Source organism: Xanthomonas boreopolis (assembly GCF_046529185.1).
GTDB lineage: Bacteria > Pseudomonadota > Gammaproteobacteria > Xanthomonadales > Xanthomonadaceae > Pseudomonas_S > Pseudomonas_S boreopolis.
Window position 1 is genome coordinate 285,909 of sequence record NZ_CP097162.1, and the last position, 26,972, is coordinate 312,880.

The window sequence follows — 26,972 nt, forward strand, 5'->3', positions numbered from 1 at the left end:
CGGCAGGGCCCAGGAGCTCCGTCGATGAACGATGCCCACCAGCCCCGCCTCGACGCGCCCAAGCTGCGCACCCTGCTGCTGACCGACCTGTGCGGCTCCACCGAGCTGGTGGAGAAGCTCGGCGACAGCGCCGCCGCCGAGCTGTTCCGCGAGCACGACCACCTGGTGTTGAAGCTGCAGCGGCAATGGCGCGGCCGCCTGATCGACCGCTCGGACGGCATGCTGCTGCTGTTCGAGCGCCCGCTCGAAGGCCTGGGCTTCGCCCTCGACTACGCGCGCGGCCTGCGCGAACTGGGCAAGGCGCACGGCATCCGGCTGCAGGCGCGTGCCGGCCTGCACGTCGGCGAAGTGCTCACCTGGCGCAACAGCGAGGAGGCGGTGAGCATCGGCGCCAAGCCGGTGGAAGTGGAGGGCCTGGCCAAGCCGATGGCGGCGCGGCTGATGATGCTCGCGCGGCCAGACCAGATACTGCTTTCCGCCGTCGCCGAATCCCTGACCCGCCGCGCCGCGCGCGAACTGGGCGAGCGCGGCGAGCGCCTGCTGTGGAAGTCGCACGGCCGCTGGCGCTTCAAGGGCGTGCCGATGGCCCAGGAGGTCCACGAGGTCGGCGAGATCGGCATCGCGCCGCTGCGTTCGCCGAGGAATTCGCCCAAGGCGTGGCGCGACGTGCCGCTGTGGCGGCGGCCGATGGCGCTGGCCGCCGAGGTCGCGGCGGTCGCGGCGATCTGCGTCGTCGCCTGGTTCGCGACCCAGCCGGAGCCGGCGATCGCCTTCGCCGAGCGCGATTGGGTCGTCGTCGCGGACATGCGCAACCTGACCGGCGAATCCGTGCTCGACGATTCACTGGAGCAGGCGTTCCGCATCAGCCTCGAGCAATCGCGGTACGTGAACGTCCTCAGCGACCTGAAGATACGCCAGACGCTCGCGCTGATGCGGCGCGATCCCAACGCGTCGGTCCTGGACCGGCAGCTGGCTTCCGAAGTCGCCCTGCGCGACGGCGCCAGGGCGGTCATCCTGCCCACGGTGGCCAGCGTTGCCGGGCAGACGCACTTCAGCATCGAGGTGGTGGACCCGCATAGCCAGGCCACCGTCTATGTGGTGAACGAGAGGAACGACGGAAGCGACATGCTCGCGTCGCTGGACCGGCTCAGCCACGGATTGCGGGAAAAGCTGGGCGAGGCGATGCGGGACATCGACCGTTCGGCCCCGCTGCCCAAGGTCGCCACCTCGAACTTCGATGCGTTGCGCGCCTATGCGTTGGCGAGCAAGCACTACGCCCGGCGCCAGTTCGCCGAGGCCAGGCAGTACTTCCAGCAATCGATAAACCTGGATCCCGGCTTCGCGTTGGCTTACCTGGGCGTGATGCGGACCTACCTGTCGACAGCCGACAACCAGGCCGCGCTGCCGTACCTGGAAAAGGCGAAGGAGCTCAGGTCGTCGTTGCCCCCGCGCGATGCCCTGTACCTGGATGCCTGGACGGCCGAGCTGGAAGGACAACCCTGGAAGGAGGCGCGCGCGAAGTGGGACATGCTGGCGCAGATGTACCCGGACTATTTTGCCGGCCCGGCCCAGTCCGCCTGGCTGGACTTCGGCAACGGCTACTTCGCCTCCGCCAGGCGCAAGACCCGGCAATTCGATGCCAGCCAGAATCCTCTGCGCGACATCGCCTTCGAACTGCGCGGACGCGCCTTGCTGGCCGAGGAGAAGTACGGGGAGGCCCGGCAGGCATTCCTGCAGGCGGAGCAGCTGGGGGGATACGGCCCGAACCGCCGCCATGCGGCGGCGCTGGCGGCCGCGGGCGATTACCCGGCGGCGCTGGCGATGCTCGACGGCTTGAAGCTGGACGAGTCGCTGACGAACGGATTCGAAATGATGGCCATACCGTTCGATGCCGGCCGGCTCGATCGAGCCAGGGATGCCGCGCGGAAAATATACGCAGCGACGGACGATGCACCGCCCATCCTGCGCTACGGCCTGAGGGTCTCCGCATTGAGCATCCTCCAGGCCAGCGGCAGCAAGGAGGAAGTGCGCCCCAGGCTCCTGCCCCTGGTCGAGGAAATCCTGCAGGCGGCCGGCACGGATCGCAACGGCAGCCGCGACGACCTGGCCATGATGGCGATGGCTGCGATCCGCCTTGCCCAGCGCGATGGACAGCGGATCCCGAGCAGGGCATTCGCGCTCGTGGAACGGCTCGCCGACGAGTCGGCGAGCCCGCCATTGTCGAACATGCTGGCGGTCCTGCAGGCGGAACAGCTCCGGCTGCAGGGCAAGCCCGGGGAAGCGGTCGAGCTCCTCGAAGAGGCGGGATCGAAAGGGAATCCGGACTTCCTACAGAGGCACGTCGCCATGCGCGATGCCTTGCGGGACCAGGGCCGCATGGAAGAAGCCGCGAAAGAGAACCGGTGGCTGGGCAGCCGCCGCGGCCTGGCCTACATGGAGCCTTATGGCGCGCTGGTGCTCCAGGGCATGAACGTTTCCGACGTCGCCCTGGCGCGATCGCAGGGCATGGGCTTGGCCGGCAGCCCGGAGCCGCCGCCGGGCCGGGCCGTGGCGGCGGCGCGATGAAGCCCGCGGGCTAGGTTCTGTACTCATAAAGGTTGCGTCTGAGGTCGAGGCTTGATTCAAGGCTTCCGAAGGGAGCTTCGGATGGCGCGCTACGATTTGAGCGAAACGGAGTGGCGGCTGATTGGGCCGCTCCTTTCCAATAAGCCGAGGGGCGTGGCGCGGGTGGACGACCGGCGCGTGATCAACGGCATCTTTTACGTACTACGAACGGGCTCGCCGTGGCGTGACCTGCCTGAGCGCTACGGCCCGTATACGACGGTCTACAACCGCTACAATCGCTGGGCGAAGGCGGGGATTTGGCTGGCGATCTTCGAGACCTTGGCAGCCAAGTCCCCTCAGTCGATGCAAATGATCGACAGTTCCATCATCCGCGCACACCAGCACGCCGCGGGTGGAAAAAAGGGGGCCCGGATCACGCCATTGGCCGTTCTCGTGGAGGACTGAGCACCAAGATCCACGCTGTGGTCGATCAGGATGGTCTACCAGTGCGCCTGCTGATCTCGCCCGGACAAGCGTCCGACATGGGCGCGGTGCCCGATCTTCTCGCGGGCCTGCCGACCGCGACCAACGTCATCGCCGATCGCGGTTACGACTCAAACGCCGTGCTGGATCTGATCAAGCGCTCGGGAGCTGAAGCCAGCATACCGAGCTGTTCACGCCGCATCGTCAGACGCTCCATCGACCCCGCCGTCTACAGACAGCGAAACCAGGTCGAGCGCTTCTTCTGCCGCCTCAAACACTTCCGCCGCGTGGCCACACGCTTCGACAAGCTCGCCAGGAACTTCCTGGCCGCAGTCCTGCTCGCCTCAACTCGACTGTGGCTCAGAGCTTATGAGTCCACGACCTAGGCGATAGGCTCCGGCGCTGTCCTGATCGAATTCAAGGTTTCAGCAGCGATTTCCGCAATGTTCAGCAGTTCGTTGGCGGGCGCTCCATCTCGAGCCTGTATCGACATCCCCTGGACGACGCTTCCAACGTAGCGGGCCCACCCGGAAGGGTCGATGTCGGGTCGAACCTGACCCTTGGCAATGCCGTCCTCCAATCGTGCTCGGACCATGCTTACGCTACCCGCGCGCAATTCGCGCCCGAGTATCACAAGCGGGCTCGGGTTGGCATCGGCCGGCGTCGTCGTAATCATGCAGCCTGGGATTCCGGTCGTACGGCCAAAGGCGGCGGCCGACTCTCGCAGAACCCTGATGACCGAATCGATCGCATTTTCCTCTTCGGTGAGGGCCTTGACCACATAGCCGCCGATGGTCGACCCATAAAAATCGAGCGCTTCCCGATACAGCGCCTCTTTGGAGCCGAAAGCCGCGTAGAGGCTCTGCGCGGATATTCCCATCGCGTCCGTCAGCATCGGGATCGACGTCCCCTCGTAGCCCGACGCCCAGAACACCTGCATGGCACGCTCCAGCACAGTTTCGCGCTCGAAGGCAGGGGGGCGACCACGGCCGCGTTTTATTTTCACATCACCCATTGTGGTTATTCTCTGACTGGACTATATATCGCATCGACCGTTGTGATATATGGAGCGCCGTGTGATGCACAATCCCTATCTCGTCTCAGCTGACCAACCGATCGCGGCTCTGACCCGTGACGAAGCTATCTCCGACTCGACCCGTGCAGTGAACGCGAAACTCGCGCAGGACCTGGCGTCGATGAAGCCGATGGAAGGACTGCAGGAGATGCGCGAAGCATATGTGAAGGGGGAACTGGGACTGCCAGCGTCACCCAAGTCCTCTCGCGCAAGGACCATGATGATCGAAGGACCGGGCGGCCCGATCGAACTCCGTATCCTTGTTCCAAACGAAGTGCGCGGAGTTTATCTCCACATCCACGGTGGCGGCTGGATCGCCGGCAGCAACGACACGTGGGACGACCAGCTCGAACTCTTCGGCCGGGAGGCCGGAATGGCTACCGTCAGCTTCAACTATCGGCTGGCGCCGGAGCACCCGGCTCCTGCAGCGATCGACGACAGCGTTGCCGTCGCGTCCTGGTTGATCGACAACGCTGCTGCCGAATTCGGCACCTCGTGGCTGGCGATTGGCGGTGAGTCCGCTGGCTCCAATCTCGCGGCCTTGACCCTGCTGCGCTTGCGCGACCAGGGTAAGGGAGGTGCCTTCAAGGCGGCCAGCCTACTGTTTGGCTGCTTCGACCTATCCCTTACCCCAAGTGTATTCCGAGCGCAGGGAGCGCCGTTCGTGAGCCTGGACGCCATGCGCCAGTTCACTTCAGCATTCGCGGGTGACACGGATCTAAAGGATCCCAGCATCTCGCCGCTTTACGCCGACCTGCATGATCTGCCCCCCGCCTTGTTCAGCGTCGGGTCCGTGGATCCGCTTATCGACGACAGCCTATTCATGCACATGCGCTGGCAGGCGGCAGGTAATGTGTCTCAGCTCGCAATCTACCCGGGCGGCACTCATGGGTTCAACTCGTTCGATAGCGAAATTGCTCTGGCAGGTAATCGCGGGATCGCCGCGTTCCTCGCTGCAGTTCGGGCAGATCCTGAAGGCTTCGGGTTCAAACCGTCAGCCTCGGCGGATGAAAGATCGCGATCAGTTCTAGGTAGTGGACTCATAAGTTCGCAACCACAGTTTGGCTGATGCGAGTGCGACTGCGGCGAGGAAGTTTCTCGCCAGTTTGTCATATCGTGTCGCGATCCGTCGGAAGTGCTTGAGCTTGCAGAAGAAGCGTTCGACGAGATTGCGGCTTCGGTAGATGCTTGGATCGACCGACCGTTGAACCTTGCGGTCGCGCTGCGTCGGAATGTGCGCCCGCCCGCCGCGCTCATTGACCAGATCGATCAGGTATTGCCAGTCGTAGCCTCGATCGGCGACGACGATGGCGGCGGTCGGAAGGGCTTGCAGCAGATCGGGTGCGGAGGCCTTGTCGGAAGCCTGCCCAGCCGTGAGTGCGAGACGGACCGGCAGTCCCTTCTCGTCGACCACGACATGGATCTTGCTGGTCAGTCCTCCACGAGAACGGCCGATGGCGTGATCCGGACCCCCTTTTTACCGCCGGCGGCATGCTGGTGGGCGCGGACGATGGAACTGTCGATCAACTGCATCGACTGCGGCGAGGCAGCCGCCAAGGCTTCGAAAATCCGTAGCCAGACACCAGCCTTGGCCCATCGATTGTAGCGGTTATAGGACGTCGTATAGGGGCCGTAGCGCTCGGGCAGGTCGCGCCAGGGCGAGCCGGTGCGCAGAATATAGAAAATCCCGTTCAGGACGCGCCGGTCGTCCGCCCGCGCCACACCACGAGGCTTGTTGGGAAGCAGCGGCGCGATCAGCGCCCACTCCCGGTCCGTAAGATCGAAACGTGCCATTCAAGCTCCTCCTCAAGGAGCTTGAATCACGATCCAACTTCAAACGGAATCCTACTTATGAGTACAGAACCTAGGCCAGGCGCAAGGCCGTGGCGATCTGGCCGGCCTCGAACGCGTGCACGACGGTATGGGAGCCCTGGGCCGTGAGATAGCCCAGCAGCGCTTCGCGCGTCCCGGCGATCTCTTCCTTGCTGGCCAATTGCTTCGCGTGCAGGCAGCTCTCGCCCGATACCGCGGCCTTGGCATCGCTCTCGGACACGCCGAGCTCGCGCAACGCGGCGGCGGGATCCGTCCCGAACAGCGTGCGGAACGCGTCATCGCCGCTCAGGCGGGCCAGCAGTTGGTCGGCGACGGCGGGATCGAGCGGCGGATGGCCGGCTTCGTTCTTTTCCATGGTTTGCCCCAGTGTGGATGGATGAAAGGCGGACATCGCTTCGCGATGCGTCTCGTGCGACGAGAACATCTTTCGATGGATAATCCCCGCGCCCAATGTAACCGAGTCCGGTGAAAGAATGCTCGTCCGCCGTTGCGCCATCGTCATGGTCGAGCCGCGCGAGGAGGCGTCGTTCGATCTCGGCTCGTTGCTGGCGGGCGGCGCCGGACTGGCGCGGCGGATGCGATGGATGGCCTACGCGGCGCATCTGGACGAAGCCGTCGAGATCGATGGAGAACAACGCGAAGCGCTGGGCTCGATCTCGAGCCAGGAATGGATCGAGGCCGGCACGCTGCCGGGCGAACTGGCCGGGCGGATGCTGGACCGGGGACTGCTCATAAGCGACCGTCCCGATGATCGCTTCCGCTCCCGGGACGAAGCGGTAAGGACCGCGCACTGGTGGCCGTTGGCCGCATTGGCGCATCGGCATGGCCGTTGGCGGGGCCTGGACAGCGTCGCCTCCATGGAGGCCGCCGGCATGACCGACATCGCCGGCCTGCGCCGCAGGCTGGGCACGCCGCCGCCAGCCGTGGCCGAGCGCGTGCCCGGCGAGAGGCGCCTCCGCCTGCCGCATGCGGCGCACGACGCGCTGGACCGGCATTGGGCCGCCCGCAGTACCTGCCGCAACTTCGACGGCGCGCGCGCGCTTTCGCGGGAGACGTTCGCGTTGATGCTGCAACGGGTGGTGATGGCGCAAGCCTCGCTCGAGCGCGAGGACATCACCTTCCTGAAGAAGAACGTCGCTTCGGGAGGCGGGCTGCATCCCATCGGCACGTACCTGCTGGTACAGCGCGTGGACGGCGTTTCGCCCGGGCTGTACCACTATCACCCCGTCGACCATGCGCTGGAGCCCTTGCAGGCGCCGCCCGGCTCGCTGGAGTCGCTCGCGCGCCGCTGGCTTTCCGGCCAGCATTGGTTCGCGGACGCGCCGGTGCTGGTCATCCTCGCGGCGCGCTTCGCCAGGAGCTTCTGGAAGTACCGGCAGCACGCCAAGGCTTACCGCGCCTTGGTGCTGGAAACGGGCCATATTTCGCAGGCGCTCTACCTCAGCGCCCACGATCTCGGGTTGGGGGCCTTCGTGACGGCGGCCATCAACGAAATGGACGTCGAAGCGGACCTGGGCATGGACCCCGCGCAGGAAAGTCCCATCGCCGCCTGCGGGTTCGGCTGGCGGAGCCAGCGGATGCAGGTGCCGGAATTCGATCCCGCGGGCAAGGTCTGGATGCAGGCGGCGACCTGAGCGCGGCCGTCAAGACGACGCTTCGAGCTCCGCCAACGCATCGCCTTCGGCCACCAACTCGCCTTGCGCCACGCGATAGGCCTTGAGCCGTCCGTCGGCCGGCGCGACGAGGCTGTGCTCCATCTTCATCGCTTCCATCACCAGCAGCGGTTGGCCGCGGCGGACCTGCGTGCCCGGCTCGACCAGCAGCGCGACTATGCGGCCGGGCATCGGGGCGGACAGGGAGCCCGCCGCGGCATGATGCCCGCTGTCTTCATGGGCGAGGTCCTGGAGTTCGAAGCGAACCGGCCGCGCGGGGTCCAGCAACACCAAGGCCCGGTCGTCCCACAGGCTGCGGATCCGGACGCGGCGGCCGTCGACGATCGCCGCCAGCGTGCCGGCATGCTCCTGCAGCTCGACCTGGTGAACGGCAGCGCCGGTCGTCACCTGCCACGCGTGCCCCGCCCCCCGTACCGAGCAGGCCATCCGTTCGCCATTGCACAGGATGTCCAGCTTGCGGGTCGCCGGTTCCCCGATGCGCCAGCCGTCGGCGGATGCCCAGGGCGTCCACGGGTCCGCGGGATCGCGCCGGGCGGACTCCGCCTGGCGGGCGGCGATCATGGCCGCAGCGATGGAACGGAGCGGTTCCGCGATGTCTTCGGGCGGCGCCAAGGCCTCCTTCTCCCGCTCGATCAGTCCGGTGTCCAGCCTCGGTTCGGAAAACGACCTGGTGCCCGCCAGCCGCCAAAGGAACGACGCGTTGGTGACGACGCCGACGGCCTCCACGTCCGCCAGCGCCGCCCGCATCCGCCGCAGCGCGGCCGGGCGGTCCACGTCCCACACGATCAGCTTGGCGATCATCGGGTCGTAGTACGGGGTGATGGCGTCGCCCTGCTCGACGCCGGCGTCCACGCGCACGTGCGCGCTCGCCGCGGGCAGGCGCAGGTGGCGCAGGGTGCCGGTCGAGGGCAGGAAGCCGCGGTCGGCATCCTCGGCGTACAGGCGCGCCTCGATCGCATGGCCGCGGATGGCGAGCCGGTCCTGCGTGGCCGGCAGCGCTTCGCCGGCGGCGACGCGCAGCTGCCATTCGACCAGGTCGGTGCCGGTGACCAGTTCGGTCACCGGATGCTCGACCTGCAACCGGGTGTTCATTTCCATGAAGTAGAACGTGCCGTCCGGCGCGGCGATGAACTCCACGGTGCCGGCGCCGACATAGCCGACCGCGCGCGCGGCTTCCACCGCGGCGGCGCCCATCGCGGCGCGCCGTTCGGGCGTCATGCCGGGGGCGGGCGCTTCCTCGAGCACCTTCTGGTGGCGGCGCTGCACCGAGCAATCGCGTTCGAACAGGTGGACCACGTTGCCGTGGGCATCGCCGAACACCTGCACCTCGATGTGGCGCGGGCGCTCGACGTACTTCTCCACCAGCACGTGCGCGTTGCCGAACGCGCCCTGCGCCTCGCGCTGGCAGCTCGCCAGGGCCGCGGCGAAGTCCTCGCCGGCCTCGACCTTGCGCATGCCCTTGCCGCCGCCGCCGGCGCTGGCCTTGATCAGCACCGGGTAGCCGATCGCGTCGGCCTGCGCGCGCAGCAAGCCGGCGTCCTGGTCCTCGCCGTGGTAGCCCGGCGTCAACGGCACGCCGGCGCGCTGCATCAGCGCCTTGGCGGCGCTCTTGTCGCCCATCGCGCGGATCGCCCGTGGCGGAGGGCCGATGAAGACCACGCCCGCGCCGGCGCAGGCCTCGGCGAAATCGGCATTCTCGGACAGGAAGCCGTAGCCGGGATGGATCGCCTGCGCGCCGGTGGCGCGCGCGGCGGCGAGGATCGCGTCGCCGCGCAGGTAGCTCTCGGCGGCGGGCGCGGGGCCGATGCGGACCGCCTCGTCGGCCAGCCTCACGTGGCGGGCGTCGCGGTCGGCATCGGAATACACCGCGACGGTGGCGATGCCGAGGCGCCGGCAGGTGGCGATCACGCGGCAGGCGATCTCGCCGCGGTTGGCGATCAGGATCTTGTCGAACAGCGCGATGGTCATGGTCGCTCCGATGCGTTACATGCGGAACACGCCGAAGCGCGTGTCCTGCGGAGGGGCGTTGAGCGCCGCCGACAGGCCGAGCGCCAGCACGCGCCGGGTGTCGGCCGGGTCGATCACGCCGTCGTCCCACAGCCGGGCGCTGGCGTAGTAGGGATGGCCCTGGTGCTCGAACTGCGCGCGGATCGGCGCCTTGAACGCCTCTTCTTCCTCGGCCGGCCATGCCTTGCCCGCGGCCTCGATGCCGTCGCGGCGCACGGTGGCGAGCACGCTGGCGGCCTGTTCGCCGCCCATCACGCCGATGCGCGCGTTCGGCCACATCCACAGGAAGTTGGGCGAGTACGCGCGGCCGCACATGCCGTAGTTGCCCGCGCCGAAACTGCCGCCGATCACCACGGTGAACTTGGGCACGCGCGCGCACGCCACCGCCATCACCAGCTTGGCGCCGTCCTTGGCGATGCCGCCCTGCTCGTACTTGCGGCCGACCATGAAGCCGGTGATGTTCTGCAGGAACACCAGCGGGATGCCGCGCTGGCAGCACAGTTCGATGAAGTGCGCGCCCTTCAGCGCCGACTCGGAGAACAGGATGCCGTTGTTGGCGACGATGCCGACCGGATAGCCGTGCAGGTGCGCGAAGCCGGTGACCAGCGTGGCGCCGTAGCGCGGCTTGAACTCGTCCAGGCGCGAGCCGTCGACCAGCCGCATGATGACCTCGCGCACGTCGTAGGGCTTGCGCGTGTCGGAGGGGATCACGCCGTACAGCTCCTGCGCCGGATAGCGCGGCTCCTCCGGCGCCTGCAACGCCTGCGCGTGCGACGGCTTGCGCCAGTTCAGCTGCGCGACGATCGCGCGCACCCGCGCCAGCGCCTGCAGCTCGTTGTCGGCGTAGTGGTCGGCCACGCCGGAGACGCGCGTATGCACGTCGGCGCCGCCGAGCTCCTCGGCGCTGACCACCTCGCCGGTCGCGGCCTTCACCAGCGGCGGGCCGCCGAGGAAGATCGTGCCCTGCTCGCGCACGATCACGGTCTCGTCGCTCATCGCCGGGACGTAGGCGCCGCCGGCGGTGCACGAGCCCATCACGCAGGCGATCTGCGGGATACCCTGCGCCGACAGGTTGGCCTGGTTGTAGAAGATGCGGCCGAAATGGTCGCGGTCCGGGAAGACCTCGTCCTGCATCGGCAGGAACGCGCCGCCGGAATCGACCAGGTAGATGCACGGCAGCCGGTTCTGCTGCGCGATCTCCTGCGCGCGCAGGTGCTTCTTCACCGTGACCGGGTAGTAGGTGCCGCCCTTGACCGTTGCGTCGTTGGCGACGATCACGCATTCCACGCCGGAGACGCGGCCGATGCCGGCCACCACCCCGGCGCAGGGCACCGCGTCGTCGTACATGCCGTGCGCGGCGAGCGGCGCGATCTCCAGGAACGCGCTGCCCGGATCGAGCAGCGCATCGATGCGCTCGCGCACCAGCAGCTTGCCGCGCGCGGTGTGCTTGGCGCGCGCGGCTTCGCTGCCGCCCAGCGCGGTGCGGGCGAGGGTCGCGCGCAGATCATCGACCTGCGCCTTCAATGCGGCCGCGTTGTTCTGGAAGCTCTCGCTGCTGGTCTGTAGTTGCGTGGTCAGGAGGGTCACGACGGGAATCCTTGGAGATGAGAGCTTTTCGCTTTCCCTTCCCCTTATGGGAGAAGGTGCCCCGGAGGGGCGGATGGGTACGGGCGAAGCCTCTTGCTGTTCGAGGGGTTTCGCCCTCGTATCCTCACCCCGACCCGCGCCAGCGGCGTGGGCGCCCAGGGGCACGCGCGCCGGCCGTGCCCCTCGCCCCGGTGGGAGGGGGCTTCAACCTGTTCGTTCGAACAGCTCGCGGCCGATCAGCATGCGACGGATCTCCGAGGTGCCGGCGCCGATCTCGTAGAGCTTGGCGTCGCGCCACAGCCGGCCGGTGGGGTATTCGTTGATGTAGCCGTTGCCGCCGAGGATCTGGATCGCCTGGCCGGTGGCCCAGGTCGCCTTCTCGGCGGCGTAGAGGATCGCGCCGGCGGCGTCGCGGCGGGTGGTGTGGCCGGCGTCGCAGGCGCGCGCCACCGCATAGACGTAGGCGCGGCAGGCGTTGAGGCCGACGTACAGGTCGGCGAGCTTGGCCTGGATCAGCTGGAAGCTGCCGATCGGCGCGTCGAACTGGCGGCGCTCGTGCACGTAGGGCAGCACCACGTCGAGCGCGGCCGCCATCAGCCCGAGCGGGCCGCCGGCCAGCACCACGCGCTCGTAGTCCAGCCCCGACATCAGCACGCGCACGCCGCCGCCGACCTCGCCGAGCACGTTCCCGGCCGGCACCTCGCAGTCCTCGAACACCAGCTCGCAGGTGTTGGACCCGCGCATGCCGAGCTTGTCGAGCTTCTGCGCGGTCGAGAAGCCCTTGAATCCCTTCTCGACGACGAAGGCGGTGATGCCGCGCGCGCCGCCGTGCGGATCGGTCTTGGCGTAGACCACCAGCACGTCGGCATCGGGGCCGTTGGTGATCCACATCTTGTTGCCGTTGAGCACGAAGCGGTCGCCATGGCGGTCGGCGCGCAGCTTCATCGACACCACGTCCGAGCCGGCGCCGGGTTCGCTCATCGCCAGTGCGCCGACATGCTCGCCGCTGCACAGGCGCGGCAGGTAGCGGCGCTTCTGCTCGGCGGTGCCGTTCTTGCGCAGCTGGTTCACGCACAGGTTCGAATGCGCGCCGTAGGAGAGCCCGATCGCGCCGCTGGCGCGCGAGATTTCCTCCATCGCCACCACGTGCGCCAGGTAGCCCATGCCGCTGCCGCCGTACTCCTCCTCGACGGTCATCCCGAGCAGGCCCTGTTCGCCGAGCAGGCGCCAGAGCTCGGAAGGGAACACGTTGTCGTGGTCGGCTTTCGCCGCGCGCGGCGCGATCTCGCGCGCGGCGAAGGTGGCCACGCTCTCGCGCAGCAGGTCGATCTCTTCGCCCAGGTCGAAGTTCAGGGCTGGCACATGCATGGGGCGGCTCCGCGAGGGACGGGACGCTCCGGGTGGGGGTGGCGGTACGGACCGCCGGCACGGGCGTTTCGGCGCAGCCTACCCGGATCCGGCAAAAAAGTGAACACGAATTCAAAAAATGAATGTAGAATCATTCAATGGCCTACAAACGCTCCCCCTTGATGGAAGAGCGCCTGGCCGGCAACCGCGAGCGCATCCTGCTGGCGGCGCGCCGGCTGGTCGCCGGCGGCGGCTATCGCAATGCGCCGGTGACCGCGGTCGCGGCCGCGGCCGGGGTCTCCACCGGGCAGATCTACCGCTACTTCCCGTCCAAGGCCGAACTGTTCGTCGAGGTGCTCAACGAGGCGGTGGCGCACGAGGTGGCGCTGCTGCGCGCGATCGCCGAAGGCGAGGGCACCGCGGCCTCGCGGCTGCGTCAGGCGATCGAGTCGTTCGTGCGGCGCGCGCTGGCCGGGCCGGGCCTGGCCTACGCGTTCATCGCCGAACCGACCGAGCCGGAGGTCGAGGCCGAGCGCATCCGTGGCCGCAAGCTGTTCGGCGACGTGTTCCGCGACCTGCTGGCGGCCGGCGTCGCCTCGGGCGAGTTCCCCGAGCAGGACCTGGATGCCGGCGCCGCCTGCATCGTCGGCGCGTTCACCGAGGCGCTGGTCGGGCCGACCGCGCCCACGCGCACGCCGCGCGACGGCGAGCAGTTGGTGGAAGCGATCTGCGGGTTCTGCCTGCGCGCGGTCGGCGCCAGGGAAGGACGGAAGAAGCCGGCCAGGCCCAAGGCCTAGCGCCGGCGAGCCGCGTTCTACGCCAGCAGCGCCAGCAGCATGCCCACGGCCGGCGCGGCGAGGGCGGCGGGAACGATCGCGCGCGGCCGGTACGGCAGCAGCCACAGCGCCAACACCGCGGCACCGGCGGTGAGCGCGCCGAGCCATTGCACCGTGCCGACCGCCCAGCCGCGCGCGACCACGCACAGCGCGAACGCCACCGACAGCAGCAGCCAACCCGCCGCCCGCAGCGCGCGCATCCGGCGCGGGCCGGCGCGGTCCTTGCCGTACAGCTCGAGCTGGTGCTTCTCCATCGCCAGGCACAGCGCGGCGAAGCCGGAATAGCTGAGCGCGAGCGCCAGCCAGATCACGAGGCACCCTCCTGCACGGGCGGAAGCGCGGCTCCGGCCGGGCGGGCGGCGCCGTTGCCGGCCTTGGCGCGCCGTTCCGCCGCCGACAGCGGCGGCCGCCAACGCTGCATGCGCCAGCCGGCCACGCCCAGGCAGATGCCGAGGAACAGGGCGGCCAGGTCCACGCCGGCCAGCGCCCAGTCGCCGGCAGGCAGGGTGGCGCCGAGATGGACATGGGTGGTCAGCGCATTGACCACCGGCACGCCCGCGAACAGGGCGCCGCCCAGGTACAGCTGCCACGACCACATCGGGCGCCTGGGCCATGCGAACGCGGCCACCAACGCAGCCGCCCACGCCCAGAAGAACACCGCCACCTCGACCTCGGCGCGGCCGGCGATGCCGACCGGTACCAGGCGGTTGGCCCAGAAATAGCCGGCGAACGCGATCGGCAGGCCGGCCACCGCGCCGATGTTGAGCGAATCCACCAGCCGCAGCCCGAAGCCGATGCGCCCGGCCTTCTGGTGCTTGGGGCGTTCTTTCACCGCCCACAGCACCACGCCGCTGGCGACCATCAGGCAGCCGAGCAGGCCCGAGCCGAAGAACAGCAGGCGCAGCAGCGGTTGCGCGAACTCGGCCATGTGCAGGCCGTACATCACCCCGCGCGTCCGGGTGGCGCCGCCCGGGTCGCCGCTGCGGCGGAGCAATTGCCCGGTGGTGCCGTCGACCAGCAGCGACGGCGCGTCGATCGAGATCGAGCGCGTGCGCTGGACCAGCGCCACGCTCGCGTGCGCATCGCCGGGATGGCTGACGAACACGCTGGCGACCTCGCTGCCGGCAGGCCATTGCTGGCGCGCGGTCTGCAGGAAGCGTTCCAGCGGCAGCATCGCCGCCGGCACGCCGGCCGCCTGGCGGGTGTCGGCCAGGCGGTTGAGCGCTTCGTCGTAGAAGCGCGCCTCGCCTTCCGGGTAGGTCGCGGTGGCGCCCCACGGCAGGTACATGAAGATCAGGGTGACGATGCCGGTGTAGGTGACCATCGCGTGGTACGGCAGCGCCAGCACCGCGCTGACGTTGTGGAAGTCCAGCCACGAGCGCTGGCCCTTGCCGGGGCGGAAGGTGAAGAAGTCCTTGAAGATCTTCTTGTGCGTGATCACGCCGCTGACGATCGCCACCAGCATGAACATCGCGCAGAACCCGACGATGTAGCGCGCCCAGGTGTACGGGATGTAGTGCAGGTCGAAATGCAGGCGGTAGAAGAAATCGCCGCCCATGGTCTCGCGCGCCCGGATCGCCTCGCCGGTGGACGGATCGACCGTGGCGCTGCCGAACCCCGGGCGCGCCGGCGCATCGGCGTCCGGCGGCGGATTGATCCAGTACATCGCGAGCACCGGGTCGCGCGGCGTCGGCAGCGTGATGTTCCAGCCTTGCGCGTCGGCCGCATGCGTGCGCAGGTAGCGCTCGGCGCTGCGCAGCGCGGTGGCGGCGTCGACCTGCGTGGCCGGCAGTTCCGGCCGCATCCAGCGGCTGATCTCCTGCCGGTAGTAGCTGGCGGTGCCGCCCATGAAGATCAGCAGCAGCACCCAGCCGACCAGCAGGCCGGTCCAGGTGTGCAGCCAGGCCATCGATTGGCGGAAGCTTTGTTTCATGGCGCACATCCCTGTGCGCCACCCTGCGGGCGGCTCCGCCGTGCAAAACGGCCGTCCTGCCGTTTTGTCATGGCGCATCCCTGTGCGCCACCCTGCGGGCGGCTCCGCCGTGCAAAACGGCCGTCCTGCCGTTTTGTCATGGCGCATCCCTGTGCGCCACCCTGCGGGCGGCTCCGCCGTGCAAAACGGCCGTCCTGCCGTTTTGTCATGGCGCATCCCTGTGCGCCACCCTGCGGGCGGCTCCGCCGTGCAAAACGGCCGTCCTGCCGTTTTGTCATGGCGCATCCCTGTGCGCCACCCTGCGGGCGGCTCCGCCGTGCAAAACGGCCGTCCTGCCGTTTTGTCATGGCACATCCCTGTGCGCCACCCTGCGGGCGGCTCCGCCGTGCAAAACGGCCGTCCTGCCGTTTTGTCATGGCGCATCCCTGTGCGCCACCCTGTGGGTGGCTTCGCCGTGCGGAACGGTCGTCCTGCCGTGCTTTCATGCCGCACCGTGCCGCAGCAGCGCGGCGATGCCGAACATCAGCGCCGCCGGCCCTGCGATGCCGAGCCAGGCCCGCCAGGCGCTGCGTACCGCGAACGCCCACAGCGCGGCGCAGGCGCACACCACGATGCCGGTCATCATCCCGGTCAGCACGGCCTGGCTGCGCGGCATCGGCAGGGCCAGCGCCATCAGCAGCGCGGTCGCGCTGGCCAGCGCATAGCCGCCGCCGATCGCCGCGATGCTGCGCGAGAGCACGCCCAGCCACGGCCGTCGCAACCATGGCAGGCGGTGCCGTGCCGGCGAGGCGGCGTGCGCATCGGGCGCGATCCCGGTCATCGGCGGGTGGATGCAGCGATCATGGGGGCGGGTGCCGCAGCGGGGATCATTCGGCCAGGAACGTCAGCGTGCTGATGTGGTGGATGGTTTCCACCTGCTTGCCGGCGATCTGGCGCTGCACCGGTTCCTTGTGCGCCACGACCGCGATGTGGCGTCCTTCCGCCAGCGCCGGCAGCGCGACCCGGCCCTGCGGGTCGGACTTGAGCTGCTTGGTCCACTTGCGCGGATCGATCAACGTCACTTCGGCATCCGGCAGCGGCTTGCCGCGGTAGAGCACGGTCAGCACGTCGCCGCCGGCGGAGGCGGGCACCAGCTCGAAGTCCAGCTTCGACGCGGTGCTCTGGCGGCCGGCGCGCGCGTAGTAGCTGACCGACTCGTACTTGCCGCCTTCGCCCTGCCACGGTTCGAACACCTTGTCGTCGAACAGCCAGGCATCGCCGTCGCCCTGCAGCGGCGCGACCAGGTGGTCGTCCTTGCGCACGACCGCCGCCGCCTTGCCGTGCGCGCCGAAGATCTCCGGCGCGACCACGCGCTTCAGTTCGTCCTCGCCGTGGTCGAGCACTTCCTGCGCCGGTTCGCCGAAGTAGACCCGCACAGGGCCGGCGCCGTCGCGTTCGATCCAGATTTCGTGCGCCTGGGCGGACAGCGCCAGCGAGGCGAGGAGCAGGGCGGACAACAGCGATCGCTTCATGGAGACGACTCCTGCGGAAACGGGGAGGGGGAAGATGGGTGATTGTTGGGAATGATACTCATTTGTGACCGGACCGCAAAACGGCGAATCCATGCGGCAGTGCCGCAAAGCGCCGCAAGGCCCCCGCGCGCCGGCGGCGGGATTTCCCGTGGAAAACGCGCGGCGCGCACGCGCGGCGCGGTTTCCGTGCGATCGCTTCGGCAGATGAATCGGGGGCTGCTCTATACTCCGGCGGCGTAGCGAAGGTCCCAGACCCACAGCCAGGAGGGAGCGCGTGCGGAATTACGATCTCGAGTTCCTGAAGAAGTTCTCGATGGTGATCGGCTTGCTGGTCGTCATCACGCTCGGCCTGATCGGCCTGGCGGCTTACTTGCAACGAGCCATTCCCGACGAGGTGTCGCCGACCGCGGCCAAGCGCCTCGAGCAACGCATCGCGCCCTCCGGCGCGGTGTATGCCGGCGCCACCGGCGCGGCGGCCCAGGCCGCGGCCCAGGCGGCCGCGCAGGCCAAGGCCGCTTCGCAGGTCGCCTACGGCGGCACCACCGACGGCAAGACGATCTTCGACAACCTCTGCACCGCCTGCCATACCAATGGCGTGGGCAAGGCCCCGACGCTGGACCATTCGCACTGGGACGCGCGCCTCGCGCAGGGCAAGGAGACGCTGTACAAGCACGCCATCGAGGGCTACACCGGGCCCGATGGCGGCATCATGCCGCCCAAGGGCGGCAATCCGGCGCTGACCGAGGAACAGGTCAAGGCGACCGTTGATTGGATGATCGGCAACCTGAAATAGTCCGGCACTATGCTGGAACCCTGCGCGCCGCCCCGAGGGCGGCGCGTCCGTTTCCGTCCCTGGGAGTCCGTTCCGGATGCCGTTCCGCCCGCTCGTCGCCGGCCTGGCCGGCTTGTCGTACGCCGCCGTCTTCGCCTGCGCCGCCGCCGATGGCGCGATCCCGATCGGGCAGGTCCAGGGCCGCGGCACGACCAGCCCGCTCGATGGCCGCGAGGTCACGATCGAGGGCGTGGTGACCGCCGACACCCGCCAGGGCCTGGCCGGGCTGTTCGTGCAGGACGCGGGCGATGGCGACGACGCCACTTCCGACGGCTTGTTCGTCACCGGCGTGACCGATCGCAGCGTCGCGGCCGGGACGCGCCTGCGCATCGCCGGCCGGGTCGCCGAGGTCGGCGCCGGCCGCGATCGCACCTTGACCACGTTGCAGGCCGAGCAGGTGACGGTGCTGGCGCGCGACCAGCCGCTGCCGCTGCGCGTCCTGCGCGCGCCGCCGCAGGACTGGGAAGCGCTGGAAGGCGAGCGGGTGCGCATCGAGGCGCCGCTGGCCGTGGCGGGTACGGACCGGCTGGACCGCCATGGCGAGCTGGCCCTCGCCTTCGGGGGGAGGCTGTGGCAGCCCACCGAGCGGGCCGTCTCCGGCACGCCCGAATACGCGCGGATGCTGGCCGACAACGCGCGCAGGCAGCTGTTGCTGGACGATGCGAGCGGCGTGCGCGACCCGGCCTCGGTGCCCTACCTGCCGGAGGGCGCGGTTCTGCGGGGCGGCACCGAGGTGACCGGCGCGGAAGGCCTGGTCGACCAGCGTTACGACGGACGCTACCGGTTGCAGGCGACCGCGCGCTTGAACGTGCCCGAGCCCCGGCGTCCGGCGCCGCCGGCCGTGGCGGGCGAACTGCGCATCGCCTCGTTCAATCTCGAGAATCTCTTCAACGGCGACGGCCGCGGCGGCGCCTTCCCGACGCCCCGCGGCGCGCGCACGCAGGCGCAGTACCGCGCGCAGTTGGACAAGCTGGTGGCGACGATCCGGCCGATGCAGGCCGACGTGGCCGCGCTGATGGAACTGGAGAACGACGGCTATGGGCCCGATTCGGCCATCGCCGCCCTGGTGGACGCGCTCAACCGGGGGCAGGGCGAGGCCGGCGACTGGCGCTTCGTCGACGCCGGCAGCGGCCCCGGCGGCGACGCGATCCGGGTCGGGCTGATCTACCGCGGCTCGAAGCTCACGCCGGTCGGCAAGCCGGCCACGCTCACCGGCACGCTGTTCGACAACTACAACCGGGTGCCGCTGGCGCAGGCGTTCAAGCCCCGGCGCGGCCCGGCCTTCGTGGTCGTCGCCAACCATCTCAAGTCCAAGGGCTGCAACGGCGCGAGCGGGCGCGATGCCGACCAGGGCGACGGCCAGGGATGCTGGAACGCCACGCGCACGGCCGCGGTGCAGCGCCTGCAGCAATGGCTGCAGTCCGACCCTACCGGCGCGGGCACCCCGTACACGGTCCTGCTCGGCGATTTCAATGCGTATGCGATGGAAGCGCCGATCCGGGCGCTGCAGGCGCAAGGCTGGCGGGATGCCTTCGCGGTGGCGGGCGTCGACCGGCCCTACAGCTACGTCTACAACGGCTTGAGCGGGCGGCTGGACCATGCACTGGTGAGCCCGGCGCTGGCGCGGCAGGTGCGCGGCGCGGCCGAGTGGCACGTCAACGCCGACGAAGCCGACGACCAGGGCTACGCCGCGCGCAACGTGCCCGGACCCTGGCGCAGTTCGGACCACGATCCCCTGGTGATCGGGGTGTCGTTCTAGGGCGTTCGCATCCGGCGCGCCGCGCCCGCGCTCACCCGGCGTGCCGGCGCCAGTTCCAGAAATGCGCGCCGGCGACCAGCGTGCTTCCCGCCACCGTGAGCGGGGTTTCCAGCGCGTGCGCCGGCCAGCCGAGCGCGCCCAGCAGCAGGCCCGCGAGCCCCGCCGTGGCCATCGCCCACAGCCCGGGCGGCAACGCACGACGCCGGTGCGCGCGCCATAGCGCATAGCCCGAGATCGGCAACGCCACGCCGGCGAACGCCATGTGCACCCACTCCGCTTCGCTCCAGGCGCCGAACAGCGGCAACAGCGATGCCAGCAGCGGCAGTGCCAGGCAGTGCAGCAGGCACAGGCCCGACAAGGTCATCGCGGAAGCGTCGAATACGTTGGGATGGCTCTTCTTCATCGGCTTGCCTCTGGTCCAAATTGTTATAAAGTAACATTTCAGTCAAGCCCTCATCCCCCCCCAATGTCCCTGTCCGCATCCCGCCCCGATCCGCGCCTGCCCGTCACCGTCCTGTCCGGCTTCCTCGGCGCCGGCAAGACCACGTTGCTCAACCGCCTGCTGCAGAACCGCCAGGGCCTGCGCGTGGCGGTGATCGTCAACGACATGAGCGAGGTCAACATCGACGCGCAGCTGGTGCGCGACGGCGGCGCGCTCAGCCGCACCGAGGAGACCCTGGTCGAGTTCAGCAACGGCTGCATCTGCTGCACGCTGCGCGATGACCTGTTGCGGGAGGTGAAGCGGCTGGCGCTGGAGCGCCGCTACGACTACCTGCTGATCGAGTCGACCGGCATCGCCGAACCGATGCCGGTGGCGGCCACCTTCGCCGTGCGCGATGCCGACGGTTTCAGCCTGTCCGACGTGGCGCGCCTGGACACGATGGCGACCGTGGTCGACGGCAGCCGGTTCCTCGAACTGTTCGGCTCGCCGGCATCGCTGGCGTCGCTGGGGCAGCAAGCCGGTGCGGACGACGATCGCCGCCTGGTGGACCTGCTGGGCGAGCAGGTCGAGTTCGCCGACGTGATCGTGGTCGGCAAGTGCGACCTGGTCGATGCCGGGCACCTGCAGCGGGTACGCGCGGTGCTGCGCGCGCTCAATCGCGACGCGCGGATCGTCGAGTCGCGCCACGGCGACGTGCCGTTGCAAGCGTTGCTCGGCACCGGCCTGTTCGATTTCGCGCGCGCGCAGCAGGCGCCCGGCTGGCTCAAGGAGCTGCGGGGCGAGCATGTGCCGGAAACCGAGGAGTACGGCATCACCAGCTTCGTCTACCGGGCGCGCCGGCCGTTCCACCCGCAGCGCTTCGGCCGGCTGCTCGAGCGCGGCCTGCCGCAGGTGATCCGCAGCAAGGGCTTCTTCTGGCTGGCGAGCCGGATGGACTGGGTGGGCGAGCTGTCCAGCGTGGGCGGCGCCACGCGCACCCAGGCGGCCGGCTTCTGGTACGCGGCGCGGCACCGGGTGGAGGCGCGCACGGAAGGCACGCTGCCGCACATCGGGCCTGCGCCGCTGCCGTACACGCAAGCCGGTTGGCAGCGCCAGCAGGTCGAGTGCTGGAGCGCGCCGCCGCCGGCGCCGCAGGACGTGGGCGATGCCCGCGAGTACGCGGCGATGCAGCGGTTGTGGCATCCGCTATGGGGCGATAGGCGCCAGGAGCTGGCGGTGATCGGGGTGGGGATGGACGAGCGCGCGGCGCGCGCCGAGCTGGACGGGTGCTTGCTCGACGATCGCGAGTTCCGGGAGGGTCCGATGGCGTGGTACGGGTTGGATGATCCGTTTCCGCGTTGGCAGCGGTGAGGTCGTGGTGATGTCGGGTGTCGCTGAATGTTGTTGGGTCACCGGGGCTTCCCTGCCCACCGCCGTCCCAGCGAAGGTGGAACCGACGACCTTCGTCATCTGTCAGTTAAAGTGATTCATCTATCGTCATCCCCGCGAAGGCGGGGGCGATGGGCCGCTGCATGCGAGCCACCGGCTCGCGCGGCACAGAGCGCCATCGGGCTATGCCCGATGGCCGGGGATCGAAGATCCATGGACGTTGCTTTTGCTTTTTCTGTCTGGCAGCAGCAAAAGCTTTCGCCTTGCGGCGAGTTACCTTGTCTTTGCTTGTGCACGTGCGCCGCAGGAGCGGCGCCGCACGGCGAAGCCGGCCCGAAGGGCGCGGCACAAGGAGGTGCCGCGTAAAGAAAAGTAACCCAAAGAAGCGCTTCACAGCAGCCGAAGCGCTTTACAACAGCCGAATGGCTGGTCATGGCTGATCAAGCACACCCCGCCTTCGCGCCCGCAGCCGCGCTGCGGGTCCGCGGAGCCAATGGGATTTTCGGACGCGACTCGCCCGCTACGCAGTCGAGCCCGGGGCATTCGCCGTGCGGCGAATGCCCGCCCGCCGGGGCGAAGTGGTGCTTCGCCTTTTCCGGCGAGCCCCTGTGCGCCGCCCTTCGGTTGTTTCCCATTGGCTCCGCCGCTTCGGAGGGGCCGCGCCGCAGTGATATTCGTAGGCCATGGAGGTTGGCGCGCCGCCGCGCGAGGAGATGTTATCCATCTCGTGCGACATCACGAGCAACAGCAACAGCAACAGCAGTCACTGCACGCTCAAGCATCCCGGCACTTACGCCGCAAACGTGCCCTTTGCAATCAATCCGATCGCGACGACCGCCAGCATCAATGCGATCCGGTTGAGCGTGCTGGTGCGTTCGCCGAATGCGAACACGCCGACCGCGGCGCCCAGCACCACGACGCCGATGTTCATGGTGGCGAAGACCACGGCAGGGCTGTCGGGCAGGGCCTGGTGGGCGCGTACGTAGCACAGGATGTTGCCGAAGTTGAGCGCGCCCAGCAGCACGCCGGCGCCGAGGTTGCGCCATGCCAGCCGGGCATGGCCGCGCAGGTGCCGCCATGCCAGCCAGAGCGCCATCAGCACGCCGGCGATGGCGAAGCAGGCGGTGAGGGCCGAGAGCGACGGCGCGCCGGACTGCGCGATGTGCTTGAGCAGTACGTCGATCAGCGCGAAGCCGGCCCAGACGCCCAGCAGCCACGGCCAGCCCTTGCCGCCTGCCCGGCCGGTTTCCGGTCCGCGCGGACGGTTGGCGATGCCGGCCACCGCCAGCACGCCCAGCGCCAGTCCGGCCAGTTTCCAGCCGTTGGCGCGCTCGCCGAACAGCGCGAACGCGGCGGCGAGCGACAGCAGCAGGGACAGCCGCTGCGCCACGTCGCTGCGCACGATGCCGGCCAGGGCCACCGAGCGGCCCAGCACCAGGAAGATCGAAGGCAGCGCCACCGCCAGCGCCAACAGCGCGAACCAGGGCGTCTGCGGCGCACGCAGTGCGTCCAATGACGGATGCAACACCAGCAGCGACAGCGCGGTGGCGACGACGTAGTTGACCGCCACCATCTGGGCGACATCCAGGCGGCGGCGTGCGGCGAGTTTGAGCAGCACCGAAACCAGGACACTGCAGGCGACGGCGAGAAGCAGGAACGACATTGGCGTGGGGACTCGGCGGGCCGCGGCGACGAAGCCGCGCGGCAGGGCGGCCATTATCGCCAGTCCCCGGCGAAAGCGCCGCACATCCTGGTGCGGGGGTCTTATCATGGCGGCATGTCCATGCCTTCATTCCCCCTCGAATCCACCACGCTGGCGCTGGACGGGCCGGTCGGTCCGCTCGAGGTCGCGGTCGACCTGCCCGAGGCCGACGTCCCGCGCCGGCCGATCACCGCCATCGTCTGCCATCCGCTGTCCACCGAGGGCGGCACGATGCACAACAAGGTGGTGACCATGGTCGCGCGCGCGCTGCGCGAACTCGGCATCGCGGTAGTGCGCTTCAACTTCCGCAGCGTCGGCGCCTCCGCGGGCAACTTCGACCATGGCAACGGCGAGCAGGACGACCTGCGAGCCGTCGCCGCCTGGGTGCGCGCGCAACGTCCCGGCGACGTGCTGTGGCTGGCGGGTTTCAGCTTCGGCGCCTACGTCTCGCTGCGCATGGCGGGCGAACTGCAGCCGCAGGTGCTGATCTCGATCGCGCCGCCGGCGGGCCGCTGGGACTTCGACGGCGTGCAGCCGCCGCCGCAGTGGCTGGTGGTGCAGGGCGAGGCCGACGAGATCGTCGATCCGCAGGCGGTCTACGACTGGCTGGATACGCTCGATGCGCCTCCGGAACTGGTGCGCATGCCCGACACCAGCCATTTCTTCCACCGCAAGCTGATCGACCTGCGCGGCGCGATCCAGCACGGCGTGCGCCGCTGGCTGCCCGAGATCGGCTAGCGCGATGGAGCCCGTTCCCGGCGGCGCCCGGCGCGCCGCGTCCCCCGAAGATCCCCGATGCAAGAGCTGACCCCCTCGCAACGCTACGCGGCCGGCGTGGCACGCGGCGACTGGCGCGACGATCCCGCGCAGCATGCCGCCCTGGCCGAACTGGACCGCATCCACCTGGCGATCGCCGACAGCGCGCAGGAAGGCTGGCTGGACCGCCTGTCGGCGTTCTGGAAGAAGCCCGAGCCGGTGCGCGGGCTGTACTTCTGGGGCGGGGTCGGCCGCGGCAAGACCTTCCTCGTCGACCTGTTCTACGAAGGGCTGCCGATCCGGCAGAAGTACCGCACCCACTTCCACCGCTTCATGCGCGGCATCCACGAGCGGCTGCGCGAGCACCAGGGCCAGAGCGACCCGCTGGCGAAGATCGCGCAGGAATGGCGCGACAACCTGCGCGTGCTGGTGCTGGACGAGTTCTTCGTCACCGACATCGGCGACGCGATGCTGCTCGGGCGGCTGCTGGAGCGGCTGTTCGCCGAAGGCGTGACGCTGGTGACCACCTCCAACACCGCGCCGCAGAACCTGTACCTCAACGGCCTGCAGCGCGACAGCTTCCTGCCTGCCATCGCGCTGCTGCAGAAGTACTGCGTGGAGCTGTACGCCGAGGGCACCGAGGATTACCGCATGCGCGCGCTGACCCGCTCGCCGGTGTACCGCGCGCCGCTGGCGGCCGATTCCGACGCGTGGCTGGCGGGGCGCTGGGGCGAGCTTTCCGGCAATGCCGAGGCGCGCGCGGGCAACATCGAGATCGAGGGTCGCAAGATCCCGGTGCGCGGGCGCGGCAAGAGCATCGTCTGGTTCGATTTCCCCGCGCTGTGCGAAGGCCCGCGCGGGCCGAGCGACTACATCGAGATCGCGCGCGAGTTCACCACCGTGCTGCTCGGCGGCATCCCGCACTTCGACCGCATGAACGAGGACGCGGCGCGGCGCTTCGTCAACCTGATCGACGAGCTGTACGACCGCCAGGTCAACCTGGTGTGCACCGCGCAGGACCCGCCGCCGCAGCTGTACACCGGCGACCGCCTGGCCGGTGCGTTCGAGCGCACCGCCTCGCGCCTGATCGAGATGCAGAGCGCCGAGTACCTGTCCACGCCGCACCGGGCGTGAGGGCGGGCCTGCCGCGAACATGAACGTCGGCTGTATATGGCGTAATTGTTGTTTGCTATTCGATAGCGCGCTATGTAAAGTGCACGCCATGAACTCCGGGCACTCCAACGACACGAACGCAGGCGCGCTGCTGAAGCTGGACAACCAGCTCTGCTTCGCCCTGTACTCGGCCAACCTGGCGATGCACAAGCTGTATCGCGGGCTGCTCAAGGACCTGGACCTGACCTACCCGCAGTACCTGGTGATGCTGGTGCTGTGGGAACAGGACCAGCGCACCGTCTCGGAGATCGGCGATAAGCTCTACCTGGACTCGGCCACGCTGACTCCGCTGCTGAAGCGGCTCGAATCGGGCGGCCTGCTGACCCGCACGCGTGCGGCCAGCGACGAGCGCCAGGTGATCATCGCCTTGACCGAGCACGGTCGCCGCCTGCGCGAGAAGGCGCATGCGGTTCCCGAGCAGGTGTTGTGCGCCACCGCCTGCGACCTGGAACACCTGGGCCGGCTCAAGCACGAACTCGAAGAACTGCGCGGGAACCTCGCCCGCGCCTGATGCAAGCAAGCGGCACCTCGTTACGCCAAATAAGTAGTGCACGATCAAATCGTTTGTTATTCAACCTGCGCATCCGCGCCCTTCAATCCAATCAGGAGCAACGACCATGGCTTCACCCACCACCATCCTCTACACCGCCCATGCCACCGCCACCGGCGGCCGCGACGGCCGTGCCGTGTCCTCGGACAAGGTCCTGGACGTCCGCCTGGCGACCCCGCGCGAACTCGGCGGCGCCGGCGGCGAAGGCACCAACCCCGAACAGCTGTTCGCCGCGGGCTACTCGGCCTGCTTCATCGGCGCGATGAAGTTCGTTGCCGGCCAGGAAAAGATCCGGCTGCCGGCCGAACCGACCATCGAGGGCAACGTCGGCATCGGCCAGATCCCCGGCGGCTTCGGCATCTCGGTGGAGCTGCGCATCTCCGTGCCGGGCATGGAGCGCGAAGCGCTGCAGGCCCTGGTCGAGAAGGCCCACCAGGTCTGCCCGTATTCCAACGCCACCCGCGGCAACATCGACGTCGTGCTGACGGTCGTCGCCTGATCCCCATCGCCCAAGGAGCACCCACATGAACACCCTCAGCAAGATCCTGGCCGCCGGCGCGATCGCCGCGGCCGCCGGCAACGCGGTCGCGGCCCAGCCGGCCCCGGCGCCCCATGCCTTGGCGAAGGTCCAGTCGTTCCTCGATGCCTTGAACGCCAGCGGCGGTACCCCGATCGAGCAACTGAGCCCGCAGCAGGCGCGCCAGGTGCTGACCGATGCCCAGGCCGGCGCCAAGCTGCCGCCGGCCGAGGTCTCGCGCAAGACCATCGAGGCCGACGGCCAGCGCATCGGCCTGGTCGTGGTCAAGCCGCAAGGCAGCGCGGGCAAGACCCTGCCGGTGTTCATGTTCTTCCATGGCGGCGGCTGGGTGCTGGGCGACTACCCGACCCATGAGCGCTTCATCCGCGACCTGGTGAACGAGTCCGGCGCAGCGGCGGTGTACGTGGACTACACGCCGTCGCCGGAAGCGCACTATCCGGTGGCGATCCACCAGGCCTACGCCGCCACCAAGTGGGTGGCCGAGCACGGCGCGGAAATCGGCGTGGACGGCTCCCGCCTGGCCCTGGCCGGCAACAGCGTCGGCGGCAACATGGTGGCCTCGGTGGCGCTGCAGGCCAAGGCGGCCGGCACGCCCAGGATCCGCTACCAGGTGCTGTTCTGGCCGGTCACCGACGCCGCTTTCGATACCGCGTCCTACGACCAGTTCGAGAACGGCCATTTCCTGACGCGCAACATGATGAAGTGGTTCTGGGATGCCTACACCACCGACCCGAAGCAGCGCGCGGAGATCTACGCCTCGCCGCTGCGGGCCAGCAAGGAGCAGCTCGCGGGCCTGCCGCCGGCGCTGATCCAGACCGCCGAGCTGGACGTGCTGCGCGACGAGGGCGAGGCCTACGGCCGCAAGCTGGACGAGGCCGGCGTGGAGGTGACCGTGACGCGCTACAACGGCCTGATCCACGACTACGGCCTGCTCAACGCGCTCAGCGACGTGCCCAGCGTGCGCACCGCGCTGCGCCAGGCCGGCAACGAACTGAAGCAGCACCTGGCCCAGCCGTGACCGCC

General features: G+C 69.1%; 25 protein-coding genes. 13 read left to right on the forward strand and 12 right to left on the reverse strand.

The window, feature by feature from the left end:
* The first annotated feature begins 24 nt into the window (after window positions 1-24).
* Window positions 25-2,565, forward strand: coding sequence for a putative peptide modification system cyclase (locus M3M27_RS01210; protein WP_434026904.1), 2,541 nt, complete (start codon window positions 25-27; stop codon window positions 2,563-2,565).
* Window positions 2,566-2,646: 81 nt separating this feature from the next.
* A protein-coding gene (locus tag M3M27_RS01215) for an IS5 family transposase (protein ID WP_113397320.1) occupies window positions 2,647-3,413 on the forward strand; the annotation gives its coding sequence in 2 pieces (ribosomal slippage) (window positions 2,647-2,971 and window positions 2,971-3,413; 768 coding nt in all).
* Here the strand turns inward: M3M27_RS01215 and M3M27_RS01220 are convergent.
* Window positions 3,410-4,042, reverse strand: a complete 633-nt coding sequence (locus tag M3M27_RS01220; RefSeq protein WP_113397321.1) for a TetR/AcrR family transcriptional regulator — start codon at window positions 4,040-4,042, stop codon at window positions 3,410-3,412. The two genes, M3M27_RS01215 and M3M27_RS01220, sit on opposite strands and share 4 nt — an antisense overlap.
* 64 nt (window positions 4,043-4,106) lie before the next feature.
* Here M3M27_RS01220 and M3M27_RS01225 point away from each other — a divergent pair, with 64 nt between their 5' ends.
* Window positions 4,107-5,171, forward strand: a complete 1,065-nt coding sequence (locus tag M3M27_RS01225; RefSeq protein WP_434026905.1) for an alpha/beta hydrolase — start codon at window positions 4,107-4,109, stop codon at window positions 5,169-5,171.
* Here the strand turns inward: M3M27_RS01225 and M3M27_RS01230 are convergent.
* Together M3M27_RS01230 and M3M27_RS01235 are read right to left on the reverse strand one after the other, a co-directional pair.
* Window positions 5,130-5,896 (reverse strand): IS5 family transposase gene (locus tag M3M27_RS01230; protein WP_113397323.1). Its coding sequence is split into 2 segments (ribosomal slippage): window positions 5,130-5,572 and window positions 5,572-5,896, totalling 768 coding nucleotides; the frame shifts between segments, so codons are not numbered across the junction. The genes M3M27_RS01225 and M3M27_RS01230 overlap by 42 nt on opposite strands.
* Window positions 5,897-5,966: 70 nt before the next feature.
* Window positions 5,967-6,290: an NHLP-related RiPP peptide gene (locus M3M27_RS01235; protein ID WP_140725351.1), complete on the reverse strand. Its 324-nt coding sequence runs from the start codon at window positions 6,288-6,290 to the stop codon at window positions 5,967-5,969.
* Between the two features lie 118 nt (window positions 6,291-6,408).
* Here M3M27_RS01235 and M3M27_RS01240 point away from each other — a divergent pair, with 118 nt between their 5' ends.
* Window positions 6,409-7,569, forward strand: coding sequence for a putative peptide maturation dehydrogenase (locus M3M27_RS01240; protein WP_434026906.1), 1,161 nt, complete (start codon window positions 6,409-6,411; stop codon window positions 7,567-7,569).
* Window positions 7,570-7,578: 9 nt separating this feature from the next.
* Here M3M27_RS01240 and M3M27_RS01245 read toward each other — a convergent pair whose 3' ends face one another.
* The 3 genes from M3M27_RS01245 to M3M27_RS01255 form a co-directional block, all read right to left on the reverse strand.
* A complete protein-coding gene (locus tag M3M27_RS01245) occupies window positions 7,579-9,576 on the reverse strand; it encodes an acetyl/propionyl/methylcrotonyl-CoA carboxylase subunit alpha (RefSeq protein ID WP_434026907.1) in 1,998 nt (665 codons plus the stop codon).
* A gap of 15 nt (window positions 9,577-9,591) precedes the next feature.
* Window positions 9,592-11,202, reverse strand: coding sequence for a carboxyl transferase domain-containing protein (locus M3M27_RS01250; RefSeq protein ID WP_434026908.1), 1,611 nt, complete (start codon window positions 11,200-11,202; stop codon window positions 9,592-9,594).
* 204 nt (window positions 11,203-11,406) lie between these two features.
* Complete coding sequence (locus tag M3M27_RS01255) at window positions 11,407-12,570, reverse strand: isovaleryl-CoA dehydrogenase (protein WP_140725129.1); 1,164 nt, start codon at window positions 12,568-12,570, stop codon at window positions 11,407-11,409.
* A 137-nt stretch (window positions 12,571-12,707) separates the two neighbouring features.
* On the opposite strand from M3M27_RS01255, the gene M3M27_RS01260 reads away from it, so the two are divergent.
* Window positions 12,708-13,346, forward strand: coding sequence for a TetR/AcrR family transcriptional regulator (locus M3M27_RS01260; protein ID WP_140725132.1), 639 nt, complete (start codon window positions 12,708-12,710; stop codon window positions 13,344-13,346).
* Window positions 13,347-13,363: 17 nt separating this feature from the next.
* Here the strand turns inward: M3M27_RS01260 and M3M27_RS01265 are convergent, their stop codons facing one another.
* The 4 genes from M3M27_RS01265 to M3M27_RS01280 form a co-directional block, all read right to left on the reverse strand.
* Complete coding sequence (locus tag M3M27_RS01265) at window positions 13,364-13,639, reverse strand: DUF3325 domain-containing protein (RefSeq protein WP_434027932.1); 276 nt, start codon at window positions 13,637-13,639, stop codon at window positions 13,364-13,366.
* Window positions 13,640-13,692: 53 nt separating this feature from the next.
* Window positions 13,693-15,318 (reverse strand): PepSY-associated TM helix domain-containing protein, encoded by a 1,626-nt coding sequence (locus tag M3M27_RS01270; protein ID WP_434026909.1) that lies wholly within the window; start codon window positions 15,316-15,318, stop codon window positions 13,693-13,695.
* Between the two features lie 481 nt (window positions 15,319-15,799).
* Window positions 15,800-16,138, reverse strand: a complete 339-nt coding sequence (locus tag M3M27_RS01275) for a DUF3649 domain-containing protein (RefSeq protein WP_140725141.1) — start codon at window positions 16,136-16,138, stop codon at window positions 15,800-15,802.
* Window positions 16,139-16,184: 46 nt separating this feature from the next.
* On the reverse strand, window positions 16,185-16,829 hold the full coding sequence (locus M3M27_RS01280; RefSeq protein ID WP_434026910.1) for a DUF4198 domain-containing protein: 645 nt from the start codon (window positions 16,827-16,829) through the stop codon (window positions 16,185-16,187).
* A 274-nt stretch (window positions 16,830-17,103) separates the two neighbouring features.
* On the opposite strand from M3M27_RS01280, the gene M3M27_RS01285 reads away from it, so the two are divergent.
* Together M3M27_RS01285 and M3M27_RS01290 are read left to right on the forward strand one after the other, a co-directional pair.
* Complete coding sequence (locus M3M27_RS01285) at window positions 17,104-17,622, forward strand: c-type cytochrome (protein WP_140725148.1); 519 nt, start codon at window positions 17,104-17,106, stop codon at window positions 17,620-17,622.
* A gap of 76 nt (window positions 17,623-17,698) precedes the next feature.
* Window positions 17,699-19,420 (forward strand): ExeM/NucH family extracellular endonuclease, encoded by a 1,722-nt coding sequence (locus tag M3M27_RS01290; RefSeq protein ID WP_434026911.1) that lies wholly within the window; start codon window positions 17,699-17,701, stop codon window positions 19,418-19,420.
* A 31-nt stretch (window positions 19,421-19,451) separates the two neighbouring features.
* On the opposite strand, the gene M3M27_RS01295 is transcribed toward M3M27_RS01290, so the two are convergent.
* Window positions 19,452-19,823, reverse strand: coding sequence for a MerC domain-containing protein (locus tag M3M27_RS01295; protein WP_140725154.1), 372 nt, complete (start codon window positions 19,821-19,823; stop codon window positions 19,452-19,454).
* 63 nt (window positions 19,824-19,886) lie between these two features.
* On the opposite strand from M3M27_RS01295, the gene M3M27_RS01300 reads away from it, so the two are divergent.
* Complete coding sequence (locus M3M27_RS01300; protein ID WP_140725157.1) at window positions 19,887-21,212, forward strand: GTP-binding protein; 1,326 nt, start codon at window positions 19,887-19,889, stop codon at window positions 21,210-21,212.
* A gap of 808 nt (window positions 21,213-22,020) precedes the next feature.
* Here the strand turns inward: M3M27_RS01300 and M3M27_RS01305 are convergent.
* Window positions 22,021-22,893 (reverse strand): EamA family transporter, encoded by an 873-nt coding sequence (locus M3M27_RS01305; protein WP_434026912.1) that lies wholly within the window; start codon window positions 22,891-22,893, stop codon window positions 22,021-22,023.
* Between the two features lie 114 nt (window positions 22,894-23,007).
* On the opposite strand from M3M27_RS01305, the gene M3M27_RS01310 reads away from it, so the two are divergent.
* The 5 genes from M3M27_RS01310 to M3M27_RS01330 all read left to right on the forward strand — a co-directional run bounded on the left by M3M27_RS01310 (window position 23,008) and on the right by M3M27_RS01330 (window position 26,967).
* Window positions 23,008-23,670, forward strand: coding sequence for an alpha/beta hydrolase (locus M3M27_RS01310; RefSeq protein WP_434026913.1), 663 nt, complete (start codon window positions 23,008-23,010; stop codon window positions 23,668-23,670).
* 57 nt (window positions 23,671-23,727) lie between these two features.
* Entirely contained in the window at window positions 23,728-24,822 is a 1,095-nt protein-coding gene (gene zapE / locus M3M27_RS01315) for a cell division protein ZapE (RefSeq protein WP_140725163.1), read from the forward strand.
* Window positions 24,823-24,910: 88 nt separating this feature from the next.
* Complete coding sequence (locus M3M27_RS01320; protein WP_434026914.1) at window positions 24,911-25,372, forward strand: MarR family winged helix-turn-helix transcriptional regulator; 462 nt, start codon at window positions 24,911-24,913, stop codon at window positions 25,370-25,372.
* Window positions 25,373-25,478: 106 nt separating this feature from the next.
* A complete protein-coding gene (locus M3M27_RS01325; RefSeq protein WP_140725169.1) occupies window positions 25,479-25,910 on the forward strand; it encodes an organic hydroperoxide resistance protein in 432 nt (143 codons plus the stop codon).
* A 25-nt stretch (window positions 25,911-25,935) separates the two neighbouring features.
* Window positions 25,936-26,967, forward strand: coding sequence for an alpha/beta hydrolase (locus M3M27_RS01330; RefSeq protein ID WP_140725172.1), 1,032 nt, complete (start codon window positions 25,936-25,938; stop codon window positions 26,965-26,967).
* Window positions 26,968-26,972 lie beyond the last annotated feature (5 nt).